Here is a 16,179-nt window from a genome sequence, read left to right as displayed (position 1 = left end):
TCATATTTTTGAAACTTCTAAAGTTATGATAACATTCCGGTGAAATCAAATCAACAAGGATTGCTGAAAAAATACTTTCTTTTTCCCTAAAAATAGTGTATAATGCGTATATCTTAAGAGAAGTCATGTCAGACGAATATTCCCGCAGATACTTATTAATAATTAAAATAATTAGGATAGACAAATGAATAGCGAAAGGAAGTAGGATAATGAGAGAAAAATATGAATCATTACCGTTAACGTCTTTGAAGGAAATCGCAAAAGCGCGAGGATTAAAAGGGGTATCGACAATGAAAAAAGCAGATATCATCGAATTAATGCTGAAAAAAGACGAGCAGGATAAAGCAGAAGAAGCAAAAGAAGAGGTAAAAAGCGAGAAAACAGGGGTCATTGATATTGAGGAGCTGGACAGCGGAATTACGGCGCAGGGGATTCTTGAAGTGCTTCCGGATGGATATGGATTTATCCGGAGCGATAACTATCTTCCGGGAGAGAATGACGTCTATGTATCACCGTCACAGATTCGCAGATTTAATCTGAAAACTGGAGATATCCTGACTGGAAATACGAGAATCAAGACACAGTCGGAGAAATTCAGCGCACTCTTATATTTGACGACGGTCAATGGAATGCGTCCGGCAGAGGCGGCGAGACGGACAAATTTTGAAGATATGACACCAATTTTTCCTAACGAAAGACTTCGCCTGGAACATCCAAAAAGTTCTACGGCGATGCGCATCGTAGATTTGCTTTCCCCAATAGGAAAAGGACAGAGAGGAATGATCGTTTCTCCTCCGAAGGCTGGTAAGACAACTTTGATCAAGGAAGTGGCGCTGTCAGTTTTGAGAAACAATCCAGAGATGCACATCCTGATTCTTTTGATCGATGAGCGTCCAGAGGAAGTGACAGATATTAGGGAAGCGATCACCGGGAAAAATGTAGAAGTCATTTACTCTACGTTTGACGAACTTCCTGAACATCATAGGAGAGTGTCGGAGATGGTGATTGAGCGTGCAAAGCGTTTGGTAGAACATAAAAAAGATGTGATGATCTTACTTGACAGTATCACACGCCTTGCAAGGGCATACAACCTGACCGTTCCGCCGAGTGGAAGAACGCTATCTGGTGGTCTGGATCCGGCTGCGCTTTATATGCCGAAGCGGATTTTTGGTGCAGCTAGAAATATGAGAGAAGGAGGCAGCTTAACAATCCTCGCAAGTGCACTTGTAGACACTGGAAGCAAGATGGATGATGTTATTTACGAAGAATTTAAAGGAACTGGAAATATGGAACTTGTCCTCGACAGAAAGCTTCAAGAAAAAAGAGTGTTCCCGGCAATCGATATTCCAAAATCGGGAACAAGAAGAGAAGATCTTCTGTTGAGTGCAGAAGAACAGGAAGCAGTATATTCTCTGCGCCGTGCCTTAAATGGAATGAAGAGCGAGGAGGCAGTCGATAATATTTTAAATATGTTTTCTCGCACGAAAAATAACGAAGAGTTTATCCAGATGGTAAAGAAGACAAAAATTATCTAATGATTTTTACAAATAACTTGCAATGTGAAAATAAGTATGATACAATAAAAAAGCTGTTTAACAAATAATAAGCAAGCGTTCCTCTGTCATTACGATAGTAGGATGATTGCAAAGATATTCGCTGTGAGGGCGATATAACCTCACGAAATAAAAATGAAGAGGTGAAAATCATGAAAGAAGGAATACATCCAGTTTATCATCAGGCAACAGTAACATGTAACTGTGGAAACACATTCGTAACAGGATCTACAAAAGAAGATATCCACGTAGAAATCTGTTCTAAATGTCATCCATTCTACACAGGACAGCAGAAAGCTGCTCAGGCTCGTGGACGTGTTGATAAATTTAACAAGAAATACGGAATTCAGGAATAATCAGAATGACGAGAATAGGTTGAGGTGCAAATCTCAACCTTTTTTAACATTGTAGAGAATTGTACAGATATGACAGAGGAAAAGAATTGATGGAAATCTGTCTGAAAAATAGAAGGAGAGCGAATCTATGAAGTCATCAAATATTGGCGGGCAGGCGGTTCTGGAAGGTGTGATGATGAAGAACGGGGATCAGTATGCAGTAGCGGTCAGAAAACCGGACGGAGAGATTGCGCTTCAGAAAGAAGTATACGATGGGATTGTCAAATGGAAGAAACTGACAAAGATTCCATTTGTGCGAGGAATCTTCAGTTTTGTAGATTCTCTCGTGCTGGGAATGAAGACACTCTCTTATTCGGCAAGTTTCTTCGAGGAAGAAGAGGAGGAAGAACTAACCGAGAAGGAAGCGGCGAAAAAGGAGAAGCAGGGGAATTTGATTATGGGGATCACAATGGCATGTTCGGTAGTGATCGCGGTTGCAATCTTTATGGTTCTTCCTTACTTGCTGTCAAATCTTTTGAAACCGTTTGTGCCGGGCAGATTTGCCAGGACTGTTATAGAGGGAATCGTGAGGATTGTTCTGTTTATCGTATATATCCTGCTGATCTCGAAGATGAAGGATATTCAGCGCGTGTTCATGTATCATGGAGCAGAACATAAGTGTATCAATTGTATTGAGCATGGTATGGATCTGACTGTGGAGAACGTAAGAAAAAGTTCCAAACAGCACAAGCGGTGTGGGACAAGTTTTCTGTTTTTTGTACTGTTTGTTAGTATTATCGTCTGCTTTTTTATTACAACAGAGTCTCCGGTATTAAGAGTGTTACTGCGGATTGCACTGCTTCCGGTAATCGCGGGAATTTCTTATGAAATCATCCGGCTTGCAGGAAACACAGAGCATCCAGTTGTGGAATTGTTAAGCAAGCCGGGGCTAGCGCTTCAGAATCTGACGACGAAAGAGCCGGATGATGATATGATCGAAGTGGCAATCTGTTCGGTAGAAGCAGTCTTTGACTGGAAGAAATACCAAAAGGAAAATTTCCCGGAAGAGCCATAGAACAGGATGTGGGCAAAATCAATGAGAAGATTGCAAAAGAGATGACAAAATCTAACGGGATTGGTAAAAGGGGATCAGTATGACGATACAGGAACTATATAAAGAAGGAATTTTTCGTCTGAAGCAGGCAAGAATCGCGGAGGCAGAACTGGATGCCTGGTATCTGCTCGAATATGTGACAGGAATCAGCAGGACGATGTATTATCTGAAGCAAGCGGAGCCTGCAGAAGAGCAAGCGGCGGAAAGATATTTTGACTGTATCAGCAGGCGGGCGCAGAGGATTCCGCTTCAGCATATTACTGGGGAGCAGGAATTTATGGGATTGCCATTTATTGTCAATGAACATGTGTTAATCCCGCGACAGGATACAGAGATACTTGTAGAGGAAGCATTGTCTCATTTGAGTGGAAACGAACAAGTGCTGGATATGTGTACCGGTTCCGGATGTATTTTGATCAGTCTGGAACATTACCGGAAAGGGATCCGGGCAGTCGGGGCAGATATTTCGGATGAAGCACTTCAGGTGGCGAAAAGAAATGCAGAGAGCCTAAATGCTGATGTCACGTTTCTGAAAAGCGATCTGTTTGAACAAGTTGCTGAGAGATATGATCTGATCGTGTCCAATCCGCCGTATATCCGAACAAAAGCAATTGAGGAACTGGAAGAGGAAGTAAGACTGCATGATCCGATGATTGCATTGGACGGAAAAGAAGATGGATTATATTTTTATAGAAAGATTACAGAAAAAAGCCGGGAACATTTGAAGCAGGGTGGTTGTCTTCTCTTTGAAATCGGGTATGATCAAGGAGAGGATGTTGCGAAGATGATGGAGAAAGCCGGGTTTACAGAGGTAACGGTAAAAAAGGATCTGGCGGGACTTGACCGTGTGGTATCCGGCATGTACAATAGATGAGAGAAATGGAGGAATAGATATGTTTGATAAATTAGAAGATCTGTTGATCCGCTATGAGGAAATCATGGGCGAACTTCAGGAACCGGATGTTGCAAATGACCAAGAACGGTTTCGGAAGCTGATGAAAGAGCAGGCTGATTTAGCTCCGATCGTGGAGGCATATACAGAATATAAAAAAGCAAAACAGTCTATCGCAGATAGTGAGGAAATGCTTGAAATCGAATCTGATGAAGAGATGAGAGAACTTGCAAAAGAAGAGCTCAGCTCCTCGAAAAAACGTGTGGAGGAATTAGAGCATGAATTGAAGATTCTTCTTCTTCCAAAAGACCCGAACGACGATAAGAATATTATGGTAGAGATTCGTGCCGGAGCCGGTGGAGATGAGTCGGCTTTGTTTGCGGCAGAAGTATATCGTATGTATGTGCATTATGCAGAGAGCAAGAGATGGAAGACAGAGATGATCTCTGTCAATGAAAATGGAATCGGTGGATTTAAGGAAGTCGTATTCATGGTAAGTGGACAGGGCGTTTACTCTCGGATGAAATACGAAAGTGGAGTACACCGTGTACAGCGTGTGCCGGAAACAGAGTCCGGTGGACGTATCCACACATCCACAATCACTGTTGCGGTGATGCCGGAAGCGGAGGAAGTGGATGTTGTGATCGAAGAGAAAGATATTCGTATCGATGTAATGAGAGCATCTGGAAATGGTGGTCAGTGTGTCAATACAACAGACTCTGCAGTTCGTCTTACACATTATCCGACAGGAATTGTGATTTACAGCCAGACAGAGAAATCACAGCTTCAGAACAAAGAGAAAGCATTCCGCTTACTGCGTTCAAAACTGTATGAATTAGAGTTAGAAAAACAGCAGTCCGCAGAGGCAGAGGCAAGAAGAAGCCAGATTGGAACAGGAGATCGTTCGGAGAAGATCCGTACTTACAATTTTCCACAGGGACGTGTGACAGACCATAGAATTAAATTGACACTGCATAAGCTGGACAGCATTTTGAACGGAGATTTAGATGAAGTGATTGACAGTTTGATCGCAGCAGACCAAGCGATACGCTTAAGTGGCTTAGAAAAAGATGCCTAAATCCCTTGATTTTACTGGATTTGTGGGAAAGTAAGGTATCCTGTATTTTATAAAGAATAGAGTAGAAATCGGTTTTACAGATGAAAATGTAGCCGATTTCTATTTTTTTGTCATTCAAAGACACACTAACACCCATAAAAAACACCCATTGACGCACTGATAGCCCTTCAGAACTATCTCCTGTTCCGACCTGAGATAATTCAATGGATATAAGTTATACAACCCTACAGCGTGTATAACGAGGGGGTATGCGAGACACTAGCCAAGTGCCTAAGCATTGGCTAGTATCAGAAATCCCTATTCTCTGCAACGAAACAGTTTGCGGAAAAACTTTATTACGCAACATTCTCTATGCTCCTTTTTGGTATCTTCTTCGATAACAGTTTCATGATTATCAGTTTTTATTTCTTCTGCATGGAAAGACTCTGTATGTACTCTGCTTTCAACAGTTTCTGTTTCTTCAATCTGTACTGGAGAAGATACAGTTACTTCTGTTTCTTCAGCGTCTACAGGAGAAGGCACAATTTCCTTTGGTTTTTCAGCTTCTACTGGAGAAAGTACAACTTTTTCTGTTTCTTCAATTTCTATTGAAGAAGATACTCTTTCCTCTACATAAGGCTTAAATCCCTCAAACGGATAATTTGAAACAATGCGTTCAGTATTTTTATTAACTTTTCTATCCATATAAAATAATCCTTTATTTTGAAAGGCGTCATCAAAAAATGAGAGAAGTTGTGCATCATCACAAGCAAGTTTCTTTTTATCTTGATTATTTATATGACTTCTTGATGCATCTATTCTTCCAAAGTATACCCATGTTGCCTTTGCGTTTAGCAGTTTCGTATACAGTTGTATATGATTTTTTAAAGTTAAATCATCATTTGCCAGTAGATGTAAATAGCCCAGTGTATAAGGATAAGGTGGGTCAACAATGATAAAGGCGTTTTCATTATCATACCATTTGTCTAAACGATATAAGGCATCACTTTGTTCAAAGATAACCTTTTTGTATAACTCTGAAGCATAAACAAATTCTTCTAGTGACTTACATTTTTGCTTATTAACGTTTCCATTTTGGTTTGTTGTATTTACATACCAAAAGGCAGCCGCCGCATGAAGACCTTTTTGGTTCATAAGACTTTCCGCATTTTCTTTAAGTTTTAATATGCTTTCAATATCTCCCTTATCATTATAATAATCATACGTTTCAAGCAATTTCCTACATTTACGCTCAAGTTCTTTTGGAGATGTAGTTAATTGCTTAAAGAAATTATGTTTGTTCTTATCAAGATCGTTGTATCTGCTCTCCAAATTAAGACTATTTTTATAGCAATAATCTTGAATATAACCAGTAAGAACACCGCTACCACCAAATAAATCTAAAGTAGTTTCAATATCTTTTTCTGCAAGCAGTTGGTCACACATACTATAAAAGCTATCTTTAAACCACAGTTTGTTTCCCATTACATGAAAGATAGGACTGGAGAAGTCTTTCATATCTGGTTTTGTAATAGATTTGTTTCTAGTTTTACAGAAAATTAAAAACGCAAGGAAGAAGATAAAATTGCTCAGTCCACGAGTGTCTGTTTTATCATTTTCCGTATCAGTCATAACGGAGTCTATAAATGCCCAATCACTTATAGATAACCGAGTAGACTTCGATACTATATTAGCTCTGTCTGTTGCACTTGTAAGAACAATATTTAAGTAATATTTGTTTGTATAGCGAGTCTTTATTTTCTTGAAGAGTTTTTTGATTTCTTTTTTATCACATTCAGCAATCATATCTGAAAGTACAAAAGGTGTAAAATCATATCCAAAGACTCTTTTGAATTCTGCTTCAAGAGCAGGCATGCGGTTAATGGTTTTAGAAACAGAAGTTGATTTACAGATTTCTTCAAAAGAAACCTTTTGTGTGTTAGTAATGTTTACATTTACTTTTTTCATAATAAACTATCTCCTATCAAAAAAAATATTTTTGGAGATTTTTTAATCTGTAAGAAGACGTACTTCTGGCAGAGAAAAATCTCTGCCGTACATATTCTGACTCAGTAGGTAAACCCAAGAATTAGCAAACCACACTGATTTTTTGTAAACCCAGTGAAAAAAAGCCTTATCTCACTAAGAAAAACGATGACCTAAAGTCTGTAAAATGCAAACCACAAGACCATAAAATCTAAACCATGCTTAAACTTTAGCTGACTACAGTAAAAAATGGCTGATTAGGATGTACACAAATACAAAGCAGAGTCAGACCATAAGTATGCAAGTTTATTATTTCGTGGTAAGAAAAAATGAAAATGATTGAAGTATGGTAGCGGAAATGAATAAAAACGAGGAAATGCTTGTAGACAATATCTAAGAATACTTGCAGAACTATGTAGCACATTTTTTATAAAAGGCTCAAATATGAGTGGCAAGAAATAAAAAACAGAAATGATTTCGTGTAGCATACGCAAGTAAATATGATGAAGTTCTTGTGGTAGATATTGAGAATATTTCAAAAATTCATGTAGTGAAAATAAATAAAAGCAGATATTTTTTTGTAGCAAAGAAATGAAAAATAGAAGTGGTTTTTTGAAGCAGATTTTAGAAAAATATAGAGATTATCCGTAGTTTTTAAAGATAAAAACACAATAAAAATCTGATTATCCGCTAAAACACAGTATCTATCAGCATTTTCAAGGAAACAAACACATCAATTTACTACTTATTTACTACTAACGAATGAGCCTTGATACGCAAGTTTTCCTAGATATGCAAAGATATGGTACAACACATCAGTATTGAAACAAGAAAAAATTGAATAACTTATAGACTATGGAACGCCTAACATGACGTTCCTTTTCTATTTCCAGCCGTTCTTATTGGACGGCTATTTTATTACCCAAAATGAAAGGAGCATTAGATTTATGAAAAAGATGTTAAAACGATTGTGTACTGGCTTCTTAGCTCTTGCAACTGTCGTTACTACTTTACCGACGACACCCGTTCATGCAGAAAGCAAGCAATACTGGACGGAGTCAAAAGAGCGTGTCGGTATCGTTGAAAAAGTAATGAATGACGGTTCGATTGGTTCTACTTTTAACGAGGGACATTTGACCGTCGAGGGCGAGGACGCTTACTGTATCGACATTAACACAGATTTTAGGAATGGCTACAAGACCAGAATTGACGCAAGCACCCGTATGAGTGCCGACCAGATAAGCGACGTTGCCTTATCTATCGAATATGTGAAACAGTACACAGACAGCCACAGCGGAATAAGCAACAATCACGCCTACCTTTTAAGACAGCTTGTTGTCTGGCAGAGATTGAGCGTACATCTTGGCTGGCAATGCGACAACGTGAGAGCTTCTTATGATGAAATTCCAAAGGCAACGCAGGACGAAGTTTTCTCTGGTGCAAGAGCCTTTGTCAAAGAAAATAAAGGACGTTATGAATGTGGCGGTTATATCTACTCTGGCGAGGGGCAGGAATTGGGGCAATTCTGGGCGAAGTTAAATATCGGAAATGCGAAACTTAAAAAGGCTACCAGTAATACCAGCATTACAGACGGTAACGGGAATTACTCTATCGCTGGTGCAACATACGGTGTCTTTTCTGATAAGAACTGCACGAAACAGCTTGCCACTCTTACGACTGATGAAAACGGAAATACAGATGTTGTAGAGGTAAAAGCAGGCACAGTCTATATCAAGGAATTATCCGCACCAGCAGGATATAAAGTAGATAAAACTATATATTCCTTAAAGGTTGAAGCTGGAAAAACAGCGACTTTGAAAGTATCTGATACACCAAAAGTAACGGACACGTTGATTGAGCTTTTCAAGATTGATATGGAAACACAGAAAGACAATCCGCAGGGGAACGCTTCTCTAGCAGGTGCGGAATTTACATGGAAGTATTATGCAGGCTTCTATAATAAAGACAATCTCCCTGCCGAAGCTACTCGTACATGGGTTACAAAGACAATCGCTGAAACAGACAGCGACGGGTCAACCCACTACATCACAAAATTTGCGGACGCATACAAAGTATCTGGCGATAGCTTCTATATGCAGGACGGTAAAGCGGTTCTTCCACTTGGAACGCTAACCGTTGAAGAAACAAAAGCTCCAAACGGATACTTGTTAGACGGTGCATATATGCAGGCTGGCGATAAGTCCGAACAGATAAAAGACTTATACCTTACACAGATTACCGAGGACGGCGACCTTGCCGTATTATCTGGAAGTAACCAGTTTTCCGTATCAGATAAGGTTATCCGTGGCGGTGTGAAAATTCAGAAACGAGATTTAGAAACGGGCGATACCAAACCACAAGGAAGTGCAACTTTAAAAGATACTGCCTTTGACATCATTTCCTTAAATGATAATGCAGTATTGGTTGAGGGCAAGCTCTATAAGAAAAATGAAGTGGTAAAGACAATTCGTACCGATATTGAGGGTATCGCTTCTACTTCTGCTGACCTTTTACCTTATGGAAACTTCCGTATCGTTGAGAGCGAAGCACCAGACGGATATTTGACAGACGGTGCAAAACCGATTGATTTTACAATCACAGAAAATGGAAAAATCGTGGACTTAACCGACGAAGCCCATTCTATCTATAATCAGATTAAGCGTGGAGATATTGAGGGTGTAAAAATCGGTGCAGGCACACACAAGCGTCTTGCTGATGTTCCTTTTAGGATCACAAGCAAGACAACGGGCGAAAATCATATAGTTGTAACTGATGATAACGGGCAGTTTTCCACTTCTTCTGAATGGGCTTCGCATAAGCACAATACCAACGCAGGCAAGACCAGCGAGGACGGTGTGTGGTTTGGAACTTCTGAACCAGACGACAGCAAGGGTGCATTACCTTATGATACCTACATCATTGAAGAAATGCGTTGCGACAGTAACAAAGGCTTTGAACTTATCCCACCTTTTGAAATCGTGGTATCAAGAAATAACCTTGTGATTGATTTAGGAACGTTGACTGATGAATACGAAAAAGAAATCTCTATCCATACCACAGCGACCAGCAAGGACGGCGAAAAAACTATCCTTGCAGGAAAAGAGGTAACAATCGTTGATACTGTCAAATTAAACGGGCTTACAAAAGGCACAAAGTATCAGTTGAAAGGTTGGCAGATGTTAAAGGAAGAAAACGCCGAGCTTATCATTGACGGGAAACGTGTAGAAAACGATTATACCTTTGTCGCTGATGATGAAGAAATGAAAGTGGAAATTTCCTATATATTCAATGCGTCTGCTTTAGGTGGCAAGAACCTTGTTACCTTTGAAGAATTGTATGATTTCAGCAATCCAGACGAACCCGTGAAAGTTGCGGAGCATAAAGACATTGAGGACGACGGGCAGACCGTACTTATCACAGAGCGTATCATCAAAATTCATACGACTGCTACCGATAAGGACGGCAACAAAGAGCTTGAAGCTGGAAAAGAGGTAACAATCATTGATACCGTAACCTTAGAGGGCTTAGAAGTCGGTACACAGTACAAACTGGTGGGCTGGCAGATGTTGAAAAAAGAAAATGCCGAGCTTCTTATCAATGGGAAACGTGTGGAAAGTGATTACACTTTTACTGCTGACAGCGAAACTATGAAAGTGGAAGTTGCCTTTACCCTTGACGCTACTTCCCTTGACGGCAAACAGCTTGTAACTTTTGAAGAATTGTACGATTTAAGCAATCCAGACGATCCGAAGAAAGTTACCGAGCATAAGGATATTGAGGATAAGGGACAGACGATTACCTTTAAGGAAAAGCCAAAAGAACCAGAGAAACCCGAAACACCACCGACACCAGAAAAGCCAAACAGACCGAGCGACAGTCCCAAAACGGGCGATAACACAAACCTTTACGGACTGCTTGCACTTCTTTTGACCTCTGGTGCTGGACTGGCAGGTATCTTCTTCTACAAACGCCGTAAAATGAAAAAATCATAAGGCGGTAACGGTATGAGAAAAGAAAAATCACGCTCTCCGCCGAAGTTGTCAAACGGCAGACTTCCGCTTATTCTGGCTTGTCTGCCAACAACCTGCAAGAACACGGATAGTCAAGGGTGCGTAAGCATTGATTTTACCCTTTACTATCTGTGGGATTGCTGGTACTTCCCAAACCGCCAGAATAAGAAATCACAATCAATTTATCAAAAATAGAAAGAAACGAGGTAAAACAATATGGAAATGAAATATGTCGTGCCAGATATGGTACAGTCTTTTGGAACTCTTGAATTTGCAGGCGAAAGTGAGCCAGTCTTTGAAAGAGATAAAAATAACCGCAGGGTCTTAGCAAGACGAAGCTATAACCTTTATTCTGACGTACAGAAAGGCGAAAATGTTGTGGTAGAAATTCCCGTGCAGGCTGGCGAAAAAAAGTTCAAGTATGAACAGAAAGTAAAACTTGTCAATCCGAAGTTATACGGCAGAGGTTATGCAATCGGGGATATGGGACATACCGATTATGTGTTAGTTGCTGATGATATTGTAGCAGTTGAAGAAAAGTAAAGGAGTGAAGAATTTATGAGATTATCAAACGGGTTTGTTATTGACAAAGAGAAAACATTTGGAGAATTAAAATTTACAGCGGTGCGTGATGTGTTCTTACAGAATGAGGACGGGACACCGAGTACCCAGCTTAAAAAGCGTATCTATGATTTGAAGTGCAGTTTGCATGGTGGAATTATCCCCGTGTCTGTACCGCCAGAAGTACCGTTAAGAGAATTTCCGTACAATGCAGTTGTGGAGCTTGTCAATCCAGTAGCCGATACGGTATCAAGAAAGACCTATACGGGTGCAGATGTGGACTGGTATGTAAAGGCAGAGGATATTGTATTGAAGAATAAAGGCAATCAAAACGTAGGCAGTCCACAGAACCATACACCGCAGGGACAGCCGAAAAAATAGGCTTGCTGAATAGATTTTCGTTGTAGCGGATATATAAAACTGTTATAATATGGGTATGAAAAATTTAATTATAAGGAGTGCTGTTTATGATAAGAGCTATTATATTTGCTGTATTCGTTGTCCCTATTATATCTCTCGTATTAGATAAGACACAAAAAGCAACTAAAAAAGAAAAATTCACAAATACTGTTTTTGTATCACACGCCTATCAAACAGTATGTCATATTTGTTCATTGATAATGGTAGGAATTGCAATAGCTTTAGGATTGTTCATGGGATTTGATAATACGGTGGGACACTCTGTTGTTTTTGCTATTTTTGTTCTATTGATTGAATTTTGTGCGTGGGCATTAAAAAGACATAAGGTAGTAATTGACGGAAATAATTTGCGTATTACTCCTGCTGTTGGAAGAACAAGAGAAATTTCATTTAATGATATTTCCCGTTGCACAGAAAAAGAGCAAATAGGATTGAAAATATTTGTAGGAAACAAAAAAATTTGTACAGTTTCTTGCGACTGTGTTGGATATAAAGAATTTCTTGAAATGTTAAAAGAGAAAAATTTACTCTAATACGTTTCGCCCAAATAAACAGTTATATTATTTTAGCAGTTAGTCTTAGGATTGACTGCTTTTTTCATACCCAGAAAGGAGTGATTGATTTATGCAAAAGATTTTTAACAAAGGACACCGTATCAGAGCCAGCGACAAGCACCTTGTCTACCACTTTTCCATAGGAACGCTTCTGTTTGTATTCGTGGCGGTTCTCCTGCTACTGAATATCAAACAGCTCATGCGTACTGATTGGGAACATTTCAGCTTGTTAGAGAACGGCTTGACGCTTTCCCCTTACAACTTCATAACTATACTGATAGCGACTGGTGTTTGTGCATTGGTCGTTTTTCTGTATTACCACTTCTGTTACGATAGTTTCAAGAAGCTCCTGCACCGTCAAAAGCTGGCAAGAATGGTACTGGAAAATAAGTGGTATGAAGCCGATACCGTACAAGACAGCGGTTTTTTTACTGACCTGCAAAGCAGATCAAGGGAAAAAATCGTCTGGTTTCCAAAGATTTATTATCAAATGGAAAAGGGACTGCTTCATATCCGCTGTGAAATTACGCTGGGAAAATATCAAGACCAGCTTTTACGGTTAGAGGATAAATTGGAAAGTGGCTTATATTGTGAGCTGACCGACAAGACCCTGCATGACGGCTATATTGAATATACCCTGCTTTATGATATGATAGCGAACCGCATTACCATTGATGAAGTACGGGCAGAAAACGGCTGTCTGAAACTGATGAAAAATCTTGTCTGGGAATATGACGCACTCCCTCACGCTCTGATTGCTGGTGGAACGGGTGGCGGTAAAACTTATTTTCTGCTGACGCTTATTGAAGCCTTACTGCATACCAACGCTGTCCTTTACATCTTAGACCCGAAGAACGCTGACCTTGCAGACTTAGGGACAGTTATGGGAAATGTGTATCACACCAAAGAAGAAATGATTGATTGTGTCAATGCCTTTTATGAGGGAATGGTACAGCGAAGTGAGGAAATGAAGCAACACCCGAACTATAAGACGGGCGAAAACTACGCCTATCTGGGACTGCCACCCTGCTTTCTTATCTTTGATGAATATGTGGCATTTTTTGAAATGCTGGGGACAAAGGAAAGCGTGGGCTTGCTTAGCCAGTTAAAGAAAATCGTTATGTTAGGACGACAAGCAGGTTATTTCCTTATCGTTGCCTGCCAGCGTCCAGACGCAAAGTATTTCTCTGACGGTATCAGAGATAACTTCAATTTCCGTGTGGGACTTGGGCGTATCAGCGAATTAGGTTACGGTATGCTGTTCGGTTCAGATGTGAAAAAGCAGTTTTTCCAGAAGCGTATCAAGGGGCGTGGCTATTGTGATATGGGAACAAGCGTGATAAGCGAATTTTACACGCCTTTAGTCCCCAAAGGACATGATTTTTTACAAACAATCGGCAGGCTTGCACAAGAAAGACAAGTCATGCCAGAACAACAAGGAAAGGAAGATGTGATTGAATAAGGACACATTAAATGTTTATCACGCACCCACAGAGAAAAACTACCTCTGTTTGTGCTTGAATACAGATATTTTTACAACGGATTGCAGGAAATATATGTTAGATTGTTTTTTAGATTATTCTGTCAATCCAAATCTGCGATTTCATTCAAGGATAGATAAAATCATTGATGATGTTATTCGTGAAAAAATCAACATTCCTCATAAGTTTAGAATGAGGTTGGAAAGTAGACATTGCGTTGAAAGCAGGATAATCTATTTTCGATTTCGAGTTTTAGATAAGGCTTGTCTGCAATGTAATGTATTTCTTAAAGGGCTGTCTGAAGAAATGAAAGAAGCACTTTCAGATGAAAGAATAGATTTTGCGGTTATCTATGAGGGCATACAAGGTTCACAGCAGGACACAGACACGGACGACAAGGACGGGTTTTGCGGTTCTCAACCGCAAGTTCCGTTCTTGGCGGACGGGGCTTGTCCCGTCCGCTGATAAAACCCCTCGGTATCTAACAGAGGGGTACGTTTGCAAATAGACAATAGACAAAAAACATAGGAAACATAAGGCTTCTGGCATGGTTTCCTAGCAAAAATCGGCTGTGAAGTCGCCTAAAAAAACTTCACACTTTACAGATTGGGGGTATGGTTCTGAATGAAGAACAATGGATAAAAGAATTACGGGAGAAACGGATTGCTTACGGTATCTCACAAGGCAGGCTGGCGGTGGCTTCTGGTATCACAAGAGAATATCTCAATAAGATAGAAAGCGGAAAAATGAAGCCGTCAAAGGAGCTTTTGGAAACTCTGCATAAAGAACTGGCAAGGTTCAATCCAGAAGCACCGCTTACCATGCTGTTTGATTATGTGAAAATTCGTTTTCCCACGCTGGATATACAGCATATCATCAAAGACATATTAAAACTGAATATCAACTATATGCTCCATGAAGATTATGGACATTACAGTTATACGGAGCATTACTCTTTAGGGGACATCTTTATCTATACGTCGGCTGACGAAGAAAAAGGTGTCCTTTTAGAGTTAAAGGGGCGTGGTTGCAGGCAGTTTGAAAGTTACCTGCTGGCACAGCAAAGAAGCTGGTATGACTTTCTCATGGACGCACTCGTAGACGGTGGCGTGATGAAGCGTATCGACCTTGCTATCAACGACCATACGGGCATTTTGGATATTCCAGAGCTTGCGGAAAAATGCAGAAAACGGGAATATATCGGAAAGTCCAGAAGTTATAAGTTTTACCAGTCGGGCGAGCTTATCAAGCATAGAGAGGACGACAGAGAATATATGGGACGCACCCTTTATCTTGGTTCGCTGAAATCAGATGTGTATTTTTGTATCTATGAAAAGGACTATGAGCAGTACGTCAAGTTAGGGACACCGCTTGAAGAAGCCGACATTATCAACCGTTTTGAGATACGGCTTAGAAATGAACGTGCCTATTATGCAGTACGAGATTTGCTGACCTATTATGACGCAGAGCAGACCGCCTTTTCTATCATCAACCAGTATGTACGGTTTGTTGATGAAGAACCCGACAAGCGAAAAAATGAATGGAAACTCAATGACCGCTGGGCTTGGTTTATTGGCGATAACAGACAGAGCTTGAAGCTGACGACAAAGCCAGAGCCTTACACCTTAGACCGCACATTGCGTTGGGTACAAAGGCAGGTAGCACCAACCTTGAAAATGCTGAAAAAGATTGATAAAGGAAACGGTACAGACTACATGGAAACAATCGAACAGCAGGCAAAGCTCACAGAAAAGCATAAAATGATAATCAAACAGCAGACGACCCCTGCAAAAGATTTGGTGGAAAGTTAGGAGTGATAAAAAATGTGGGTATTATTAAAAGATTTCCTGCTGGTATCTATGGGAATGGGTATCGGCGTAGTCTTGATGTGTATTTTGAATGTCGGCAAAGAAGCTGACTATGAAATGAAACAATTAGAAGAAAGTGAGGACAATTAAATGAATTTCGGACAAAATTTGTATCAATGGTTTTTATCAAACGCACAGAGCTTAGTGCTTATGGCGATTGTGGTTATCGGTATCTACTTAGGGTTCAAGCGTGAGTTTTCAAAACTTATCGGCTTCTTGGTAGTTGCCTTGATTGCTGTCGGTTTGGTATTCAACGCTGGCGGTGTGAAAGATGTATTGTTAGAGCTGTTCAATAAGATTATCGGTGCATAAAATTTTATTGTGGTGCTGATATGCGAATGTTATAAT

14 protein-coding genes and 1 pseudogene are annotated in these 16,179 nt (G+C 40.0%); 14 read left to right on the top strand and 1 reads right to left on the bottom strand.

What is annotated here, in order from left to right:
• Window positions 1–209 precede the first annotated feature (209 nt).
• The 5 genes from rho to prfA all read left to right on the top strand — a co-directional run bounded on the left by rho (window position 210) and on the right by prfA (window position 4,972).
• Window positions 210–1,535 carry a transcription termination factor Rho gene (rho, locus tag ACGG81_RS10500; RefSeq protein WP_008974879.1) on the top strand — a complete coding sequence of 442 codons (1,326 nt, stop codon included), beginning with the start codon at window positions 210–212 and terminating at the stop codon, window positions 1,533–1,535.
• Window positions 1,536–1,705: 170 nt separating this feature from the next.
• Window positions 1,706–1,909 (top strand): 50S ribosomal protein L31, encoded by a 204-nt coding sequence (rpmE, locus tag ACGG81_RS10495; RefSeq protein WP_008974880.1) that lies wholly within the window; start codon window positions 1,706–1,708, stop codon window positions 1,907–1,909.
• A 127-nt stretch (window positions 1,910–2,036) separates the two neighbouring features.
• Window positions 2,037–2,963 carry a DUF1385 domain-containing protein gene (locus ACGG81_RS10490; protein WP_390108226.1) on the top strand — a complete coding sequence of 309 codons (927 nt, stop codon included), beginning with the start codon at window positions 2,037–2,039 and terminating at the stop codon, window positions 2,961–2,963.
• 79 nt (window positions 2,964–3,042) lie between these two features.
• Window positions 3,043–3,876: a peptide chain release factor N(5)-glutamine methyltransferase gene (gene prmC, locus ACGG81_RS10485; protein ID WP_008974882.1), complete on the top strand. Its 834-nt coding sequence runs from the start codon at window positions 3,043–3,045 to the stop codon at window positions 3,874–3,876.
• Between the two features lie 19 nt (window positions 3,877–3,895).
• The gene (prfA, locus tag ACGG81_RS10480) at window positions 3,896–4,972 is read left to right on the top strand and encodes a peptide chain release factor 1 (RefSeq protein ID WP_009262423.1); all 1,077 of its coding nucleotides are present in this window, start codon (window positions 3,896–3,898) and stop codon (window positions 4,970–4,972) included.
• Between the two features lie 297 nt (window positions 4,973–5,269).
• On the opposite strand, the gene ACGG81_RS10475 is transcribed toward prfA, so the two are convergent.
• The gene (locus ACGG81_RS10475) at window positions 5,270–6,919 is read right to left on the bottom strand and encodes a hypothetical protein (RefSeq protein ID WP_390108223.1); all 1,650 of its coding nucleotides are present in this window, start codon (window positions 6,917–6,919) and stop codon (window positions 5,270–5,272) included.
• Window positions 6,920–7,884: 965 nt separating this feature from the next.
• On the opposite strand from ACGG81_RS10475, the gene ACGG81_RS10470 reads away from it, so the two are divergent.
• The 9 genes and pseudogenes from ACGG81_RS10470 to ACGG81_RS10430 all read left to right on the top strand — a co-directional run bounded on the left by ACGG81_RS10470 (window position 7,885) and on the right by ACGG81_RS10430 (window position 16,143).
• The gene (locus ACGG81_RS10470) at window positions 7,885–10,929 is read left to right on the top strand and encodes an SrtB-anchored collagen-binding adhesin (protein WP_009273766.1); all 3,045 of its coding nucleotides are present in this window, start codon (window positions 7,885–7,887) and stop codon (window positions 10,927–10,929) included.
• A gap of 234 nt (window positions 10,930–11,163) precedes the next feature.
• Window positions 11,164–11,490, top strand: a complete 327-nt coding sequence (locus ACGG81_RS10465) for a YdcP family protein (protein WP_004843348.1) — start codon at window positions 11,164–11,166, stop codon at window positions 11,488–11,490.
• A 15-nt stretch (window positions 11,491–11,505) separates the two neighbouring features.
• Window positions 11,506–11,889 (top strand): YdcP family protein, encoded by a 384-nt coding sequence (locus ACGG81_RS10460; RefSeq protein ID WP_004843349.1) that lies wholly within the window; start codon window positions 11,506–11,508, stop codon window positions 11,887–11,889.
• 86 nt (window positions 11,890–11,975) lie between these two features.
• A complete protein-coding gene (locus ACGG81_RS10455; RefSeq protein ID WP_004843350.1) occupies window positions 11,976–12,461 on the top strand; it encodes a DUF6560 family protein in 486 nt (161 codons plus the stop codon).
• 91 nt (window positions 12,462–12,552) lie between these two features.
• Window positions 12,553–13,944 carry an FtsK/SpoIIIE domain-containing protein gene (locus ACGG81_RS10450; protein ID WP_004843351.1) on the top strand — a complete coding sequence of 464 codons (1,392 nt, stop codon included), beginning with the start codon at window positions 12,553–12,555 and terminating at the stop codon, window positions 13,942–13,944.
• Complete coding sequence (locus ACGG81_RS10445) at window positions 13,937–14,428, top strand: hypothetical protein (protein ID WP_009905022.1); 492 nt, start codon at window positions 13,937–13,939, stop codon at window positions 14,426–14,428. Before ACGG81_RS10450 ends, ACGG81_RS10445 begins: the two co-directional genes overlap by 8 nt.
• A gap of 149 nt (window positions 14,429–14,577) precedes the next feature.
• Entirely contained in the window at window positions 14,578–15,774 is a 1,197-nt protein-coding gene (gene mobT, locus ACGG81_RS10440; protein ID WP_025489600.1) for a MobT family relaxase, read from the top strand.
• Window positions 15,775–15,807: 33 nt separating this feature from the next.
• Window positions 15,808–15,921, top strand: a pseudogene (locus ACGG81_RS10435) (DUF3789 domain-containing protein); the annotation flags it as partial.
• Window positions 15,922–16,143, top strand: coding sequence for a hypothetical protein (locus tag ACGG81_RS10430; RefSeq protein WP_002323342.1), 222 nt, complete (start codon window positions 15,922–15,924; stop codon window positions 16,141–16,143).
• Window positions 16,144–16,179: the final 36 nt, after the last annotated feature.

Origin of the sequence: Faecalimonas umbilicata, from assembly GCF_042846195.1 — a bacterium.
Taxonomy (GTDB): domain Bacteria; phylum Bacillota; class Clostridia; order Lachnospirales; family Lachnospiraceae; genus Faecalimonas; species Faecalimonas umbilicata.
The sequence above is the reverse complement of the archived record's forward strand: the minus strand, read 5'-3'. Positions and strand labels throughout refer to the sequence as shown.

What these genes read in the sequence shown, in the direction of transcription:
- ACGG81_RS10450 (WP_004843351.1), top strand. Translation starts at nt 12,553, where the DNA reads ATGCAAAAGATTTTTAACAAAGGACACCGTATCAGAGCCAGCGACAAG.
- ACGG81_RS10430 (WP_002323342.1), top strand. Translation starts at nt 15,922, where the DNA reads ATGAATTTCGGACAAAATTTGTATCAATGGTTTTTATCAAACGCACAG.
- ACGG81_RS10455 (WP_004843350.1), top strand. Translation starts at nt 11,976, where the DNA reads ATGATAAGAGCTATTATATTTGCTGTATTCGTTGTCCCTATTATATCT.
- prmC (WP_008974882.1), top strand. Translation starts at nt 3,043, where the DNA reads ATGACGATACAGGAACTATATAAAGAAGGAATTTTTCGTCTGAAGCAG.
- ACGG81_RS10490 (WP_390108226.1), top strand. Translation starts at nt 2,037, where the DNA reads ATGAAGTCATCAAATATTGGCGGGCAGGCGGTTCTGGAAGGTGTGATG.
- prfA (WP_009262423.1), top strand. Translation starts at nt 3,896, where the DNA reads ATGTTTGATAAATTAGAAGATCTGTTGATCCGCTATGAGGAAATCATG.
- ACGG81_RS10460 (WP_004843349.1), top strand. Translation starts at nt 11,506, where the DNA reads ATGAGATTATCAAACGGGTTTGTTATTGACAAAGAGAAAACATTTGGA.
- ACGG81_RS10470 (WP_009273766.1), top strand. Translation starts at nt 7,885, where the DNA reads ATGAAAAAGATGTTAAAACGATTGTGTACTGGCTTCTTAGCTCTTGCA.
- ACGG81_RS10475 (WP_390108223.1), bottom strand. Translation starts at nt 6,919, where the DNA reads ATGAAAAAAGTAAATGTAAACATTACTAACACACAAAAGGTTTCTTTT.
- rho (WP_008974879.1), top strand. Translation starts at nt 210, where the DNA reads ATGAGAGAAAAATATGAATCATTACCGTTAACGTCTTTGAAGGAAATC.
- mobT (WP_025489600.1), top strand. Translation starts at nt 14,578, where the DNA reads ATGGTTCTGAATGAAGAACAATGGATAAAAGAATTACGGGAGAAACGG.
- rpmE (WP_008974880.1), top strand. Translation starts at nt 1,706, where the DNA reads ATGAAAGAAGGAATACATCCAGTTTATCATCAGGCAACAGTAACATGT.
- ACGG81_RS10465 (WP_004843348.1), top strand. Translation starts at nt 11,164, where the DNA reads ATGGAAATGAAATATGTCGTGCCAGATATGGTACAGTCTTTTGGAACT.